The sequence below is a fragment of the Paractinoplanes ovalisporus genome, from assembly GCF_016834655.1.
GTDB lineage: Bacteria > Actinomycetota > Actinomycetes > Mycobacteriales > Micromonosporaceae > Actinoplanes > Actinoplanes ovalisporus.
In genome coordinates, this window is sequence record NZ_JAENHP010000001.1 from 189,948 (window position 1) to 206,160 (window position 16,213).

Below are 16,213 nucleotides of genomic sequence, written 5' to 3' on the forward strand. Positions count from 1 at the left end.
CATTCCCGTACGCATGACCGCAGCGGCTCCTCAAGCAGAAGAAGACTGCATTCCCGTACGCCGGATCCACTCGGCCACCAGCGGGATGCGCCACCGCTCACACAACTCGAGGGCGTCGCGCGCATGCCGGGCCGCCACCTCACGTTCCCCCGCCGCGGCGGCCGCCATGGCCAGGTACGCGTCGACGGGCGGCTGCCCGACCGCGCCGCCCGCCGAGCACGGTCTCCCGGCGTACGGGGAAAGCCTCTGATAGACCTCGGCCGCCAGCGCCGGATCACCCAACCCGGCCGTCGCCTCCGCCGCCTGGCACAGGTTGACCAGCGTGTACCAGTCCTCCGGGTGGTCGAGCCCGAGCCCGTGGTCGGCTCGCCAGGCCCGGGCCTCGTCCACCTGCCCCGCCCGCAGCAACAGCATCACGATGCTCGAGTCCAGGGGCAGGCGACTGTGCGGGGCCAGGGCCTGCAACTGCCCGGCCATCTCGGCTCCGCCCTCGCCGCGGAGCATCCGCAGCAGCAGGGCCGAACCGGCCGCGCTCTCCCGGGCCTGGGGCATCGAGGTGCGCGACATCAGGTCGTCGGTCTCGGCGAACAGCTTCTCGGCCTCGGCGAACCGTCCGCGCAGAGCCAGCCACGGCATCTCCAGCCACCCGAGCGCGACCAGCGGGGCGGCGAGCCGGTAGCGCTCGGCATCGGCCCGGGCGCGGGTGATCGCCTCGTCCATCTCGTCGATGCGCCCGGTCTCCTGCGCGCTGATCGCGACCAGCGTGCGAACGGTCACCTCGCGCATCCGGTCGCCGCTGCGGGTGGCCGCGTCCAGGGCCTCCTGCGCGAGCGCCCATCGTTGCTCCGCAGTGGACGGTCGCCAGATCGCCTGCCACGCCACCGTGCACGCCCAGTCGAGCAACGCCGGGTCGCCGAGGCGCCGGGCCAGTGCGAGGCCCTGCTCGACGAGGGCCCGGCGCTCCTCGGGGGCGTCGGCGAAATACAGCTCGACGGCGAGCGCGAGCATCACCTGGCAGCGCAGCTCGGTGTCGGCCGCGGGCAGGCGGCGCAGCACCCCGCGCAGCGCGGCCGGCATGGTCGGGTGCACGGTGAGATGCGGCCGGGGCAGCCAGACCGCGGCCCCGACGGCGGCGATCGCGGCCCGGGCCTCGGCGTTGACGTCGCCCAGTCCGGCGGCCACGGCCACCGCGGCCACCTGAGCGGCGTCGAGGCCATCGAGGTCGCCGCCCTGCCCGCAGGCGGTGGCCCGGTCCATCAGGACGGCGTACCGCTCCGGGCCGGTCACCGCGGGATCGTCGGCCTGGACGGCGATCGCGGCCGCGAGCAGCCCGGCCGCCTCCTCCCAGGCGTGCACGGCCGTGGCCCGGCGGGCCGCCGCCGCGCAGGCCAGCCAGGCGTCGCGGGCGTGCCGGGGTCCCGCTTCGAGCCAGTGCCGGGCGGCCCGGGCCGGGTCGGTGACTTTCGCCGCCACCGCCGCGTGCCGGCGGGCCCGCCGGGTGAGCGGAATGCCGTCGTGCACGGCGTCGCGGACCAGGGCGTGGGAGAAGCGGAACTCCTCGGGGGCGGTCTCGGCCACCAACCCCTCGGCGAGGGCGGGGTCGAGCTGGTCGAGGACGTCTTCGGGATGCTCGCCGGTGACCGCGGCCAGCAGGGCCAGGTCGAAGTCGCGGCCGATCACCGAGGCGAGACGCAGCAGCTCGCGGGTGGGGTCGGGCAGCTGGGCCGAGCGGGCGGCGACGACGTCGGTGACCGCGGCCGGCACGGCTCCGGCGGTGTCCAGCCGGGCCAGTTCGGTGAGCAGGAAGGCGTTGCCGCCGGTGCGGTCGCGCAGGGCCGCGGCCTCGCCGTCGCGCGTCTCCCGGCCGGCGACGGCCCGGACGAGGGCGCGGACCTCGGGCTCGGCCAGGCCCGCGAGGTCGATGCGGGTGGTGCCGTGGCGGGCCAGGGCTTCGAGCACGTCGGCCAGGGCGCCGGCCGGTTCGGGGCGGGAGCGGCGGGTGCCGAGGACGGCCATGCGGCCCGCGGCGCCGGCGATCAGGTGGCGGAGCAGTTTGAGGCTCGACGGGTCGGCCCAGTGCAGGTCGTCGAGGACGATCAGCAACGGGCGCCGGGTGGCGGCCTCGATCAGGGTCTCGGTCACCTTGTGCCAGAGCGCGAACTGGTTGTCCCAGGTGCCGGTGAGCAGTTGCGCGGACAGGCCCGGCTCGTCGAGGTCGCGGAGGATCGCGGCCCACGGCCAGAGCGGCGGGGCGCCCTCGTCCTGGGAGCATCGGCCGACCCCGACGGCGAATCCGCGGGTGGTGGCGTGGTCGGTGACGGCCCGGGCCAGACGGGTCTTGCCGATGCCGGGTTCGCCGGTGAGCAGGGCGGCGGACAGGGCGCCGGTGGCGGCGTGCGCGAGGATCTGGTCCAGTTCGGACAGTTCGGCCTCGCGACCGATCAGGGGCGTTTCGCGGGTGGGGGCGGGCTTCGGGCGTACGGGGAAAGCCTGTTGCCTCAGGACGGCCGTCTCCAGGGCCTGCAGGGCCGGGCCGGGTTCGATGCCCAGCTCGTCGTCGAGACGGCGGCGCATCTCGCGCAGCAACTCGAGCGCGCGGCCCTGATGACCGGCGCGGGTGTGGGCCCGGACGCGTAGCGCGCAGATCGACTCACGCAGCGGATGTTCGGCGGCGAGCGCGGCCAGTTCGGCGGCGACGGCGGAATGTTCGCCGAGCGCCAGACGGACGAGTGCGCGGTCCTCGACGGCGACGACGCGCAGTTCGCTCAGGCGGGCCCGCTCGGCGGTGACCGGGTCGCTGTCGGGCAGGTCCGCGTACGGGGTTCCGGCCCACAACGCGAGCGCACGGTCGAGCATTTCGCGCATCTGCCGCAGTTCGGTCGTCGCGCGTTCGTCGGGCGGTTCGGCGGTGCCGAGTGAGCGATGTGACTGTTCGATCAGGCGGGTGAACTGCTCGGCGTCGCCCGGGATGGTCAAGCGGTAGCCCTGACCGGTGGTGAGCAGGACGGTGGCCGGGGCGCGGGCCGGGCGCCCGGGTTCCAGGGCGCGGCGCAGGTGAGCGACGTAGGTCTGCAGCGCGGCCGCGGCGGCGGGCGGGGCGTTGTCACCCCAGAGCAGGCCGATGAGCGTTTCGGCGCGCGCTTCCCGCTGACCGTGCAGCGCGAGGGCGGCCAGAAGTGCGCGATGTTTGGGTGCTCCGAGCGTGACCAGTTCACCCGCGCGCGTGACGCGGGTGGGGCCCAGGACCGCTACCTGCACGGGCCGAGACTAGGCCCGCACGTCCACCGAAGCCAGCGTCGGTTTGCGCGCAACGAACACCGCCCCCGTTCGCGCGCGTGCCGAGCGCCGCTCTGAGCGCAACGAACACCGGCACGCCCCACTCTCGCGCACCGAAGCGCGGCTTTGCACGCAACGAACACCAGCCCGCCCGGCTCTCGCGCGCCGAAGCGCCGGTTTGCACGCAACGAACACCAACCCGCCCGGGCCCTCGCGCACTGAAGCGCCACCTTGCACGCAACGAACACCAGCCTGCTCGCTCGCCGAAGCACCGGCATGCACGAACGGACACCGGCCTGCTCGCGCGTCGAAACGCGCAAGCGGACACCGGTCTGCTCGCGGGCGGCGCTGCAACAAACCTGCAAATGGAATTTATTGACCGCCGTATATTCACGGTGCAATTCTGCAGTTCGGTATCACCGTCCCGGACGACTGCAAATTCGCCGTCAATATTTGCAGAGGTCATTCTCCTCGCGCGGCGCCGGTCGTCCATTTGCGTCAAGGAGAATTGTCCATGTCACCCTCCCCGCACGCCCGCCGTGGGCTGCTCGCCGGCGGTGTCGCCGGCCTGGTCACGGCCGGGCTGATCGTCTCGGTCGCCACCGCCGAGGCGGCCACCGTGTTCTCCGCCGATTTCGAGTCCGGGTCGAGCGGCTGGTCCAAGTCGGGCGGCACCTGGTCGGTCGTCTCCGACGGGTCGCAGGCCTTGCAACAGTCGGACACCGGCAGTGAACGGGCCCGCCAGTTCGCCGGCGACACCGGCTGGACCAACTATTCCGTGCAGGCCCGGGTCAAGGCGACCGCGTTCGGTTCCACCGCCGGCGTGGTCGCGTTGACGGCCCGGGCCGCGGGGGCCACCAAGATGTACCGGCTGTCGCTGACCGGGGCCAACCGGGTCCAGCTGGAGGCCATGAACGGCAGCGCGATCGCCGTGCTGGGCGGCCTCAGCCAGACCATCTCGACCAGCACCTGGTACACGCTGCGGCTCACCGTCAGCGGCAGCACGATCAGCGGCACGGTGAACGGGACCAGCGTGGGCTCGGCCACCGACACGTCGATCGCGGCCGGACGGATCGGCCTGCTCACCGAGTCGGCCGCCGGGCGCTTCGACGACGTGGTCGTGGACGACGGGGGCACCACCACCCCGACGACTCCCCCGACCACGCCACCCACGACGCCGCCGACCACACCACCCACGACGCCACCCACGACCACTCCTCCGCCCACCAGCGGCGCCCTCTACGTGGCGCCCAACGGCAGCGCCTCGGCCGACGGCTCGCTGTCCAACCCGACCACCCTGGCCAGTGCGATCACGCGGGTCGCGGCCGGCGGGACCATCTATCTGCGCGGCGGCACCTATTCGTTCGCGCAGACGGTCACGATCGCGGCCGGAAACAACGGCACGTCGAGCGCGCGGAAGAAGCTCACCGCGTACGCGGGGGAAGTGCCGATCCTGAATTTCGCGGCCCAGGCCGAAGACCCGGCCAACCGTGGGCTCGCGGTGAACGGCAACTATTGGCACGTGTACGGGATCGTGGTCGAACGCGCCGGCGACAACGGCATCTTCGTGGGCGGCAGCAACAACATCTTCGAGCGTACGGTCACGCGTTTCAACCGGGACAGCGGGTTGCAGATCTCGCGCATCGCCTCGGACACGCCGAACAGCCAGTGGCCGGCGAACAACCTCGTGCTGAGCGCGGAATCGCACGACAACGCCGACTCGGACGGTGAGGACGCGGACGGGTTCGCGGCCAAGCTGACGGTCGGCAGCGGCAACACATTCCGGTACGCGGTGTCTCACAACAACATCGACGACGGGTGGGACCTCTACACCAAGACGGACACCGGCCCGATCGGACCGGTCACCATCGAGGACTCGCTCGCCTACAACAACGGGACCCTGTCGAACGGCGGCCAGGCCGGCGCGGGCGACCGCAACGGCTACAAGCTGGGCGGCGAGGACATCGGCGTCAACCACACGATCCGGCGCAACATCGCGTACAAGAACGGCAAGCACGGGTTCACGTACAACCGGAACCTGGGCACGATGAGCGTTTCGAACAACGTGAGCATCGACAACACCGAGCGCAACTTCTCGTTCGACGGCGGCACGTCGGTGTTCCGCAGCAACACGTCGTGTCGTTTCGCGAGCGGTTCGAACGACAAGATTGTCGGCAACAGCGACAGTTCGAACCAGTTCTGGAGCGGAACGAACGGTTCGCGCTGCTCGACCATGAGCGGTTCGCTCACTTGGTCGTTCGCGAGCGACGGCAAGCTGGTCGTCTCACTCGGCGGCCGGGTCGTCACGCCCTGAGGCCGTTCTTATAGCTGCTGCGGAGGTCCGGCTCGCCCGGCGCCACCATGCACAGGGCCGGGCACATCCGCGTCGACCGGCGCGTGTTGGAACCGGGCCTCCGCCGGAGTGGGGTCTGAGCCGTCCGCAGCCTTGGCCCCTCGACGGCCCCGACGCGGCCCGCCCTACAATCCACTGGCTTCGATCTGAGAGACGGGGGCCGGAATGGACAACTGGGATCACGGGCGGGACCGCATCAAGGACAAGGAACAGGGCCGGAGGCTCCTGATCGTGTACGCCCTGGTGGCGCTGGCGATGCTGGTCATCGGCGTCGTGACGGGGTTCCTCAAGTAAGCGGACTGCCCTCGGCGGAAGTGAGCGAGGCGGCCCAGGCGGCGACGGTCGTGACGGTGGCCTGGGCCGGGAAGACCTTCTCGGTGAGCACCCGGTGCACCTCGGGGTCGTTGTCCAGGCAGCCGTCGGCCAGGACGGTCACGACAAAATCGCGGTCGGCGGCCTCGCGCAGGGTCGACAGGACGACGCCGCTGGTCGCGATTCCGGTCAACACCAGCTCCCGTACGCCCTGAGCCCGCAACACCACCTCGAGATCGCTCCCGGTGAACGCGCTGACCCGCCGCTTGACGACCACGACATCCCCGTCGAGCGGTGCCACGTCGGGGTGGATCGGGTTCGGGCGGGCCGGCATGCCACGCAGCCGCCCGAACATCCGGTTGTCTCCGCTGACCTCGGGCGCCCCGTCGCGGAAGCCGACCGTCACGTAGACCACCGGAACGCCCCCGGCCCGCGCCGCCGCGATCGCCTCGGCCAGCCGCGGCAGATACTCCGGGTCCGGATAGCGGGCCACCACCGCTTCCTGCACATCCATCACCAGCAGGGCCCTCGTCATCGCCCACCTCCCTGAAGCCAACCACGCGCGCCGCGAAGCCCGAGCCGGCCGCACGTGCCACGAAGCCCGAGCCGGCCGCACCTGCAGCATCAAGAGTCATCACATGATTACTTATGCCCCGGGGCGTGTCAACAGCTGATGACTTAGACTGCCCGCATGCGCCCCCGGAACGCCGCCGCCACCCGCCAGGCCCTGCTCGAAGCCGCCCGGGACAGGTTCACCCGGGCCGGCTACGAGGGCACCACCCTGCGCGACGTGGCCGCCGACGCGGGCGTCAACCTGGCCCTGATCAAGCGCTACTTCGGCTCGAAGGAGGGCCTGTTCAAGGCCGCGCTGGCCGCCTCGCCGCGCCTGCTCACCGACGTCCCGTCCGACCGGGCCGCGTTCGCCGAGGCCCTGAGCCGGCAACTGTCGGCCGACACGTGGCCCGAGTTCGGCGAACATCCCGTCCTCATGCTGCTGCGGGCCTCCGGCGACGAATCGGTGACGGCCCGGCGGCGCGAGGCCCTGGAGGGCGCCGCCCAGCGCATCGTCGACGCCCTCGGCCCGGCCCCGGACGCCCTGCTGCGCGCCGAGCTGCTGGTCGCCCTCGGCGTCGGCGTGGCCGTGCTGCGCTCCGCGGTCGGCGTCGAACCCCTGAGCGAGGCCACCGCCGACGATCTGACCGGTCCCCTGCGGGCCATCGTGGACGCCCTGATGCCCTCCTGACCGCCCCCGTCACAATTCCGGCCCGCGCGGTGACTTGAGGTCGTACCCCGTACAAACGGAGGAGGATCTCGATGAATGTCGCGCTGTGGATCGCCGCGGGACTGCTGGCGGCGGTGGCGCTGACCGGCGGTGTGACGAAGACGTTCGTACGCCGGGAACGCCTGGCCGCGCAGCACGGCGGGGAATGGACCGCGGACGTGAGCCCCGGTTTCGTGAAGACTCTGGGTGTGCTCGAACTCCTGGCCGCGGCCGGCCTGATCCTGCCCGCGCTCACCGGCATCGCGCCCGGGATGGTCGCGGTGACGGCCGGCTGCTGGGTGCTGCTGATGATCGGCGCCATGATCACCCACTACCGACGCGGTGGCCTCGACCGGTTCGTCCTGCTCAACGTGATCTATCTGACGATCGCCGCGTTCGTCGCCTGGGGACGGCTGCCGGCATGAGCGAGCAGCACACCGAAGCCTTCGTCGCGCACCGGAACCTGCTCTTCACGGTGGCCTACGAGATGCTGGGCTCGGCCGCCGACGCCGAGGACGTGCTCCAGGAGACGTGGCTGCAGTGGATCAAAATCGAGTTCCCGTCCGTACGGGATCCCCGCGCGTTCCTGGTCCGGGTGACCACCCGCCAGGCGCTGAACCGGCTGCGCACGATGCGGCGGCGCAAGGAGTCGTACGTCGGTTCGTGGCTCCCCGAGCCGTTGCTCACCGCGCCCGACGTGGCCGAGGACGCGGAGCTCGCCGAGAGCGTGTCGATCGCCCTCATGCTGGTGCTGGAGACGCTGTCGCCGACCGAACGTGCGGTGTTCGTGCTGCGGGAGGCGTTCGCGTTCGGCTACGACGAGATCGCCGCTGCGGTCGGCAAGACCCCGGCCGCCGTACGGCAGATCGCGCACCGCGCCCGCAAACACGTCGACGCCCGGCGGCCGCGCGAGGCCGTCACCGTCGCCGAGACGCGCGCCGCCCTGGAGTCGTTCCGGCGCGCGCTCGAAACCGGCGACCTCCAGGGCATGCTCGACGTGCTGGCCCCCGACGTGGTGCTGATAGCCGACGGCGGCGGCGTGAAACAGGCCGTCCAGCGCCCGATCGCCGGCGCGGACAAGGTAGCCCGGCTCATGCAGGGCGGCTTCTCCCGTGTCGCCGACCGCATGACAATGGAGCCGGCCACGATCAACGGCGGCTTCGCCATGACGACGTACCTGGACGGCGCCCTCGACGGCGTCATGACCGCCCGCGTCGAGGGCGGCCGGATCGTTGCCCTGTACTACGTCCGCAACCCGGACAAGCTCTCCCGCATCGGGACCGAGACCCCGCTGTCCCGCTGACCCACCCTCTCGGGTGAATCCGAACTCGGCACGGTCCGCAGCTCCGGCGTCACCGATGTGGCCCTAATGTGGAGCGGAGGCCCGTGGGATCCGGGCAACCTGGTCGCTGGAGGTAGCCCGCCGGTGGACGAGATCACCACGATCGTGACCGCACTCGCGGCCGGCGCCGCCGCCGGTGTCTCGGGTACGGCGTCCGACGCCGTGAAGGATGCCTACGATCTGCTCAAGGCCCTTCTGCGACGCCGGTTCACCGGGCGCGATGCGGCCCGCCGCGAACTCGACGCCGAAGAGACCGAACCCGGCGTCTGGCGGGCCCGCATCGGCGACGACCTCAACGAGTCCGGTGCTGCCGCCGACAGCCAGGTGCTCACCACGGCGCAGGAGCTGCTCACGGCGGCCCGAGCCTCCCGGGCATCCCGGACGACCATCAACGTCGACACCAATCACGGCGCCGTCGGCGAGTTCAGCGGGCCCATAACCTTTGATCAGCGCACCCAACTCCCCCCGACAGCACCGGCAGCCGAGTAGAGGCGACGACTGCCGGCGGTCGTTCACCCACGCCCGCCCTGACCGTCCAGGAAGTGTCCGGCGCGGTCGGGACTTTCTACGCTCCGGTCACGATCGGCGGCCGCAGTCCCGTCCGCTGGCCCTACCGCGTCGGCGTGGTGCCCAGGCTGGCGGCCGGCCGCCAGCCGCGCCCGGTCGACGACGAGCTGGCCGAGGCGGTCGACGCCGGCGGCACGGCCGTGGTGTGTCAGGTGCTGGCGGGGCTGGGTGGCGTCGGGAAGACACAGCTCGCGGCCCACCTGGCCGAGCAGATGTGGCTGGCCCGGCGGATCGACCTGCTCATGTGGGTGACAGCGGGCACCCGCGCCGGAATCCTGACCACGTTCGCCCGCACCGGCGCCGACATCACCGGCGTGGAAGACCCCGACCTCGGATTGGCCGCAGGTCGTCTGCTGGCATGGTTGGCCGGCACCGATCGACCATGGCTGATCGTCCTGGATGACGTCACCGATCCCATGGACCTGTCCGAGCTGTGGCCACCCGACACCCCGTACGGCCGTACGGTCGTGACCACCCGCCGCCGCGACGCCGCCCTGCTGTCCGGCCGGTCTCTCGTGGACGTGGGCGTGTTCGCCGCCGAGGAGGCCGTCTCCTATCTGAACCGGCAGCTCGGCGCCTCTCCGCACCGGGTCGAGGAAGCCGGGCAGTTGGCGGCCGATCTCGGCTATCTGCCGCTCGCGCTGGCCCAGGCGGCGACGTACATCCGCGATCAGGATCTCACCTGCGCGGACTATCGCACCCGCCTGGCCCGGCGCCGGCTCCTGGAGATGAGCCCCCGGGTGCGGCCGGACGGACAGCGGCGTCCGGTCACGGCCACGTGGACGGTGTCGGTCGAACTCGCGAACGCCGATACGGACGGCCTGGCCGACCGGCTGTTGCAGATAGCCGCCGTGCTCGACCCGAACGGCATTCCGGCCGGTCTGTTCACCACCCGCGCGGCATTCGCGCTCTACCGGCCGCACCGGCACCGGAGCACCGACACCGACGACGTGCACGATGCCGTCCGGACCCTCCACCGTCTCGGCCTCGCCGACGCTGACGACGGGCTGCTGCGGGTGCATGCCCTCGTGCAGAGGACCATCCGGGAGAGCACCCCCGAACAGCACCGGCAGACCGCCGCGATCACCGCGGCCGACGCTCTGGTCGAGTTGTGGCCCGCCATCGAGAGCTCCCCGGACAAGGCGCGTCTGGGCCAGCTGCTGCGGGCGAACACCGCTGTCCTGAACACCGTCGCCGGTCCAGCTCTGTGGCGGGCACCCGACGGGCGGAGCCAGGCTCACCGCGTGCTGTTCCGGGCCGGAGCCAGCCTCGGTGAGCTGGGACTCGTCATCACCGCCCGGCGGCACTTCGCCCAACTCGTCACCGCGTCGACGGCACAGCTGGGCGCTGATCATCCTGACACCCTGGCCGTGCGGCACCATCTGGCCTTCTGGCAAGGCAAGGCCGGAGATCCGCGGGGCGCCGCTCTGGCCTTCGAGCAACTGCTCCGTGACCGCCTCCGGATTCTCGGACCCGACGACCCCGCCACCCTTTCCGCCCGCAGCAATCTGGCCCGCTGGAGCGGGCACGCCGGCGACCCCGGAGGCGCCGCCGCCGCATTCGAACACCTTGTGCCCGACTTCCTCCGGGTGCTCGGCGCCGACCATCCGGAGACTCTCGCCGCGAAGCACAACGTCGCTCGATGGCAGGGTGCCGCCGGCAACCCCAACGGAGCTGCCGCGGCTTTCCAGCGGCTGCTCGGCGACCGTAGCCGCATCCAAGGCCCGGACCACCCCGACACTCTCACCACCCGCAGCAATCTTGCCTACTGGCAGGGCAAGGCCGGCGCCTACCGCGGGGCCGTTGCGGCGTTCGAAACTCTCCTCCCCGACCTGGTACGCGTGCTGGGCGCCGACCACCCGGAGACCCTTGCCGCCCGCCACGAGATCGCCCGCTGGCGGGGCACCGCGGGCGATCCGAGCGGTGCGGCGGCCGGGTTCGCCCAGCTGCTGGCCGACCAGTTACGCGTGCTGGGGCCCGACCATCCGCACACGCTCGCGACACGCGGCAACTTCGCCTACTGGCGTGGGGAAGCCGGCGACCCCGGTTCGGCCGCGGCGGCGTTCCACGAACTGCTCGCCGACCGGCTGCGGGTGCTCGGCCCCGACCACCCGCATACCCTGGGAACGCGGAGCAACCTGGCTAGATGGCGCGGGCAGGCCGGCGACCCCGCACTGGCCGCGGAACTGTTCACCGAGCTCATGCCGGACCTCCTGCGGATACTCGGCACCGACCACCCCGAGACGCTGACGGCCCGGCACGAGATCGCCCGCTGGCGCGGGGCGATGGGCGACCCGGCCGGAGCCACCGCCGAGTTCGAACGGCTACTGCCCGACCAGCTGCGGGTGCTCGGCCCCGACCATCCGCAGACACTTGCGACCCGCAGCAACCTGGCCTACTGGCACGGCAAAGCCGGTCAGTTCGGCAAGGCGGTCAGCGCCTTCGACCAGCTGCTCCCCGATCTCGAACGGGTCCTCGGTCCCGACTACCCGGAGACTCTGGCCGCTCGGCACGAGCTGGCCCGATGGCGAGGTGCGACCGGCGATCCGTACGCCGCCGCCCGGGGGTTCGAGCAACTGCTTCCCGACCAGCTCCGCGTACTCGGCCCCGACCATCCCCACACGCTTGCGACCCGCAGCAACCTGGCCTACTGGCAGGGCCGTGTGGGCGAGCCGGCGCGGTCGGCAGCCACGTTCGACGCGCTGCTGCCCGACTTCCTGCGGGTCCTCGGCCCCGACCATCCGGAGACGCTCGCGGTCCGGCACGAGGTCGCGCGATCGCGGGGCGTGATCGGTGATGCGACGGCGGCCGTGGCGAGGTTCCGGCAGCTGCTGCCCGACCAGCTCCGGATCCTTGGCCCGGACCACCCCCACACCCTTGCGACCCGCAGCACCCTGGCCTACTGGACAGGACGCGGCGGCGACGTGACCGGTGCCGTCGCCGCTTATGAACAGCTTCTCCCCGACATGTTGCGGGTGCTCGGTCCCGAGCACCCGGAGACCGCGACTGCCCGCCGGAACCTGGCCGGGCTATCGGAGGCCGGGCGATGACTTCTCGGCACCGGCCAGACGCAGGTGCACCGGGCCGCCCGCCGGGTCGGCGCCTCGCACCACGGTGAAGGGGATGCGGAACACCCGCCCGGGTGCGGCCGGCCACGCGACCCGCACCGAGCCGACCATGCGACCGTCCTGCACCGCGATGACGGTGGGCAACCGCTGATAGGCCGAGCTCCACGCCAGGAAGCGGCCCCGTGAAGGGCCGGCGCCACCCGGCGCGACCACCTGCGGCGCGACCCAGCTCAGTGGCGCATCGGCCACCACTGTCACGCCCGGCAACCGGGCGTCAGTCGACCCGGCGAGATGGTCCAGCACGGCCCGGGTCACGTGCCGGCCGTCGAGGGCGGCCACGTCGGCCGTGTCGACCGGGTGCAGCAGGTTCCCGGCCGCGAACACACCCGGGTGGCTGGTCCGGAGCGCGGCATCGACCCGGGGGCCCAGGGTTCCGGGGTCGATGGTCAGGCCGGCCAACCGCGCCAGCTCATGGTCGGGAATCCAGTCCCCGGTTGTGATCACGGTGTCGCAGGCGACGCGGCGACGGCGGCCCGTGGCCATGTCCTCGATGTCGACCCCGGTGACCCGTCCCTTGCCGTGGATCGCGACGACCCGGGTTCCCGTACGCACCGGCACCCGCAACGCCACCCGACCCGGCCCGTGGAACGCCGCGTACGCCTCCGGCCGGTCGTACGAGCTGGTCATCAGCACCGTCCGGCAGCCCGCCTCCCGCAGTGTCAGCACCGCCGACCAGCTCACCAGCTCCGACCCGATCACGACCGCGCGCTTGCCGACCGGCTTGTGGTGCAGGTGCACCAGGTTCTGCAGCTGGCCGGTCGTATAGACGCCGTCGGGACGGTCGCCGGGGATCAGCCGCGCGGGACGGGGGCGTTCGCGAGCACCGGTGGCCAGCACCACCGCGTCGGCCGTGATCGTGCGGCGGCCGCGCGGCGACGTCACTTCGGCGGCCCGGTCGCCGGCCCATCCGGTGACCATCGCCTCGGTCTCCAGCCGGGCACCGGCGGTCGCCGCGAGGCCGGTGAGGCGACGGGCGTACGCGGGCCCGGACAGGAACCGGTGCAGGTCGCGCATCCCGTATCCGGGGTGGTCGCTGTGCCTCGGGATGCCACCCATCGCGCGTTCCCGGTCGAGCACGAGCACCTCGGCGTGGGGCGCCAGCGCGGCCGCCGCGGACAGCCCGGCCGGACCGCCGCCGATGACCAGAACCTGGACGTGCTCATTCATCAGGCGACACCGTTCTCGAGCAGGGCGCACACCTCGGCGCCGCAATAGAAGCCCTGGCAGCGGCCGTTCATGGCCCGGGTGCGGCGGCGCAGCCCGTCGACGTCGACCGGCGGGATCGGCGAGGCGAGCGCGTCCCGGATCTCGCCCCGGGTGACCCGCTCGCAGAAGCACACGATCTGCCCGTACGCGGGGTCGGCCTCGATGGCGGCCGCGTCCTGATAGGGCCGGGTGAACGCCTCCCCCAGGTTGGGCATGCGCGGCGGCGGAGGCAGGTCGGGCCGGGCCGACAGGTCCAGCACCTCTTTCAGCAGCTCGGCGACGTGTTCGGCGATCGCCATCCCGGCGGTCAGCCCGGTCGAACGGATCCCGCCCACGAGCAGATAGCGGCGGTGCACGTCGAGATCGATCAGGTAGTCGTTGCGGTCGATGGCGGCCCGCAACCCGGCGTAGGACGCGGTCACCTCCTCCTGGAGCAGGGCCGGCATCAACGCCTCACCCTTGGACCGCAGGAAGGCGAATCCCTCGGCCGAGGTGCCGGTGGCCGTCCGGTCACGCAGGTCCTCGGCGGTGGGCCCGAGCATCACGTTGCCATAGATGGTGGGGCTGACCAGCACCCCTTTGCCCACCTTGGACGGCACCGGCAGCACGATCAGCGGCACCATGGGCCGGGCCAGCTTGTCGAACACCAGCAGCTCGCCGCGCCGGGGCGTGACGGTGAACCGGTCGTACCCGTAAAGCTTGTCGATGGTGTCGGCCCCAAGCCCGGCCGCATTCACCACCCACCGCGCACCGACCTCGGCGCCGTTCTCAAAAGACAACAGAGTCAAAGACCCGGTTTCCCGTACGGCGGAAAGCCTGTGCCCCCGCAGCAGCGTGACCCCGCGGGTGACCGCGTCGGTGGCCAGCGCGAGGTTGGTGGTCCACGTGCAGATGATCGACTCGCCGGGCACGGTGAGCCCGCCCAGGGCCCCCTCCCCCAGATCCGGCACCCGGCGGTAGACCTCGTCCGCCCCGACCAGCTCGCACTCGCGGTAACCGTTCTTCTCGGCCTTGGCCCGCAACCCCGGCAGCGCCGCCAGCTGTTCGTCGTCCCAGGCCACGAGCAGCGCTCCGGTGCGCTCGACCGGAATGCCGGTCGCGGCCGCGTAGTCGCCGAGCAACCGGTAGCCCCGGGCGACCAGCTCGGATTCGAGGGTCCCCGGGGTGGCGTCGAATCCGGTGTGCAGGATGGCGGTGTTGGCCTTGCTGGTGCCGTCGCCCACGTCGTCGCGGCCCTCGATGAGGACGGTGGACAGCGAGGTGCCGCCGAGCAGGCGGGCGATGGCAGCACCGACGATGCCGCCGCCGATCACGGCGACGTCGTAGGTGGGGGGCGGGTTCACACGGACTCCTTGGTGAGGGTGGCCCGGGCGGCGGTGTGCCACCGTCCGAGGTGTTCGGCGGCCCGGTCAGCCGACCAGACCGGCTCGTAGGTGGCGGCGGGTGACCAGCCACCCACGACGTCGGCGATCGACACGGTGGGGTCGAGGGCCAGACGGGCGCACGCGGCGGCGCCGAGCGCGGTCGCGTGCGGGGAGGGGTAGACGTCGACCGGCAGCTGCGCGAGGTCGGCCTGGGCCTGCATCAGCACCCGGGAACGGGTAAGGCCGCCGTCGGCCCGCAGCCGGGTCAGCGGGGTGCCGAGGTCGTCCCCGGTCACCGTGATCAGGGCCGCGACCTGGGCCGCGATCCCGTCGAGGACGGCCCGCACGAGGTGGCCGCGGCCGGTGCTCAGCGTCATCCCGGTCAGGCTGGCCGCGGCCGACGCGTCCCACCAGGGTGCGGCCAGGCCGGCCAGCGCGGGCACGCACAGCACCCCGCCCGGGTCGGCGGCGGCCACGGTGTCGAGCTGGTCGGCGCCGGTGATCAGGCCGAGGTCGCACAGCCAGCGCACGGCCGAGGCCGCTGTGTAGACCTGACCGTCCACGCAGTAGCGGGTCTCGCCGCGCAGCCGCCACGCGACCGAGGTGGCCAGCCCGGTCTTCGAGCGGGCGGCGACATCCCCGAGCTGGGCGAGGAGAAAAGCCCCGGTCCCGTACGTGCATTTGGCCGTCCCGGCATCGAGGCAGTTCTCGGCGAGCAGGGCGGCCTGCTGGTCGACGATCAGCCCGGTGACCGGCAGTTCCCCGCTGAACGCGGTGGTCGTCCCGACGACCGCGTCGCTGGCGACGATCTCGGGCAGTTCCTCCCCGCCCAGCCCGAACAGGTCGAGCAGTTCGGCGTTCCAGCTGACCGCGTCGAGGTCGAGCAGCAGGGACCGGCTCGCGGTGGACGCGTCGGTGACGAACGCGCCGCAGAGCTGGTGGACGAGCCAGGTGTCGGTCGTGGTGACGACGCCCCCGGTGGTGCGGTGGTCGCGCAGCCAGCGCATCTTCGGGGCCGAGAAGTACGGGTCGAGGACGAGCCCGGTCAGCTCGGCAACGCGGGCGGACGACCCGGACCGGGCCGCGGTGACGGATTCCGCCCGGCGGTCCTGCCAGACGATCGCCGGCCCGAGCGGTTCCCCGGTCCGGCGGTCCCAAGCCAGCACGGTCTCGCCCTGGTTGGCCAGGGCGACCCCGGCCAGCGGCACCCCAGCCTCGGCGGCGGCCCGGCGACCGGCGGTGAGCACCGAGCCGAGCAGTTCCCGGGGGTCCTGCTCGACCCCGCCGCCGTCGAGGTATTCCGGGTGCAGCGGTTCCTCGGCCGTCGCCAGCACACGGCCGGTCTCGTCGGTGACGACGGCCTTGGTCCCGGACGTGCCCTGGTCGATAGCGAGGATGTGCATT

Annotated in this window: 12 protein-coding genes; 7 read left to right on the forward strand and 5 right to left on the reverse strand. The window is 72.3% G+C overall.

The window, feature by feature from the left end; translation table 11 throughout:
- Positions 1-30: 30 nt before the first annotated feature.
- The gene (locus tag JIG36_RS00915) at positions 31-3,258 is read right to left on the reverse strand and encodes an ATP-binding protein (protein WP_203374034.1); all 3,228 of its coding nucleotides are present in this window, start codon (positions 3,256-3,258) and stop codon (positions 31-33) included.
- A gap of 532 nt (positions 3,259-3,790) precedes the next feature.
- On the opposite strand from JIG36_RS00915, the gene JIG36_RS00920 reads away from it, so the two are divergent.
- Positions 3,791-5,590, forward strand: coding sequence for a right-handed parallel beta-helix repeat-containing protein (locus tag JIG36_RS00920; protein WP_203374035.1), 1,800 nt, complete (start codon positions 3,791-3,793; stop codon positions 5,588-5,590).
- Positions 5,591-5,794: 204 nt separating this feature from the next.
- Entirely contained in the window at positions 5,795-5,923 is a 129-nt protein-coding gene (locus tag JIG36_RS53070) for a hypothetical protein (RefSeq protein WP_268919483.1), read from the forward strand.
- Here the strand turns inward: JIG36_RS53070 and JIG36_RS00925 are convergent.
- Positions 5,916-6,476, reverse strand: coding sequence for a cysteine hydrolase family protein (locus tag JIG36_RS00925; protein WP_203374036.1), 561 nt, complete (start codon positions 6,474-6,476; stop codon positions 5,916-5,918). The genes JIG36_RS53070 and JIG36_RS00925 overlap by 8 nt on opposite strands.
- A gap of 156 nt (positions 6,477-6,632) precedes the next feature.
- Here JIG36_RS00925 and JIG36_RS00930 point away from each other — a divergent pair, with 156 nt between their 5' ends.
- From JIG36_RS00930 to JIG36_RS00950, 5 genes are all read left to right on the forward strand, one after another.
- Complete coding sequence (locus tag JIG36_RS00930) at positions 6,633-7,184, forward strand: TetR/AcrR family transcriptional regulator (protein ID WP_203374037.1); 552 nt, start codon at positions 6,633-6,635, stop codon at positions 7,182-7,184.
- A 71-nt stretch (positions 7,185-7,255) separates the two neighbouring features.
- Positions 7,256-7,627, forward strand: a complete 372-nt coding sequence (locus JIG36_RS00935; RefSeq protein WP_203374038.1) for a DoxX family protein — start codon at positions 7,256-7,258, stop codon at positions 7,625-7,627.
- The gene (locus JIG36_RS00940; RefSeq protein ID WP_203374039.1) at positions 7,624-8,505 is read left to right on the forward strand and encodes an RNA polymerase sigma-70 factor; all 882 of its coding nucleotides are present in this window, start codon (positions 7,624-7,626) and stop codon (positions 8,503-8,505) included. The genes JIG36_RS00935 and JIG36_RS00940 overlap by 4 nt, the downstream gene beginning before the upstream one ends.
- A 123-nt stretch (positions 8,506-8,628) precedes the next feature.
- On the forward strand, positions 8,629-9,033 hold the full coding sequence (locus tag JIG36_RS00945) for a Het-E N-terminal domain-containing protein (RefSeq protein ID WP_203374040.1): 405 nt from the start codon (positions 8,629-8,631) through the stop codon (positions 9,031-9,033).
- Positions 9,034-9,086: 53 nt separating this feature from the next.
- Positions 9,087-12,161, forward strand: a complete 3,075-nt coding sequence (locus JIG36_RS00950; RefSeq protein WP_203374041.1) for a tetratricopeptide repeat protein — start codon at positions 9,087-9,089, stop codon at positions 12,159-12,161.
- Here the strand turns inward: JIG36_RS00950 and JIG36_RS00955 are convergent.
- From JIG36_RS00955 to JIG36_RS00965, 3 genes are read right to left on the reverse strand one after another with little or no spacing between them, the layout of a single operon-like run.
- The gene (locus JIG36_RS00955) at positions 12,141-13,406 is read right to left on the reverse strand and encodes an NAD(P)/FAD-dependent oxidoreductase (RefSeq protein ID WP_203374042.1); all 1,266 of its coding nucleotides are present in this window, start codon (positions 13,404-13,406) and stop codon (positions 12,141-12,143) included. The two genes, JIG36_RS00950 and JIG36_RS00955, sit on opposite strands and share 21 nt — an antisense overlap.
- On the reverse strand, positions 13,406-14,788 hold the full coding sequence (locus JIG36_RS00960) for an NAD(P)/FAD-dependent oxidoreductase (protein WP_203374043.1): 1,383 nt from the start codon (positions 14,786-14,788) through the stop codon (positions 13,406-13,408). Before JIG36_RS00960 ends, JIG36_RS00955 begins: the two co-directional genes overlap by 1 nt.
- A complete protein-coding gene (locus JIG36_RS00965) occupies positions 14,785-16,212 on the reverse strand; it encodes an FGGY family carbohydrate kinase (protein ID WP_203374044.1) in 1,428 nt (475 codons plus the stop codon). Before JIG36_RS00965 ends, JIG36_RS00960 begins: the two co-directional genes overlap by 4 nt.
- Position 16,213 lies beyond the last annotated feature (1 nt).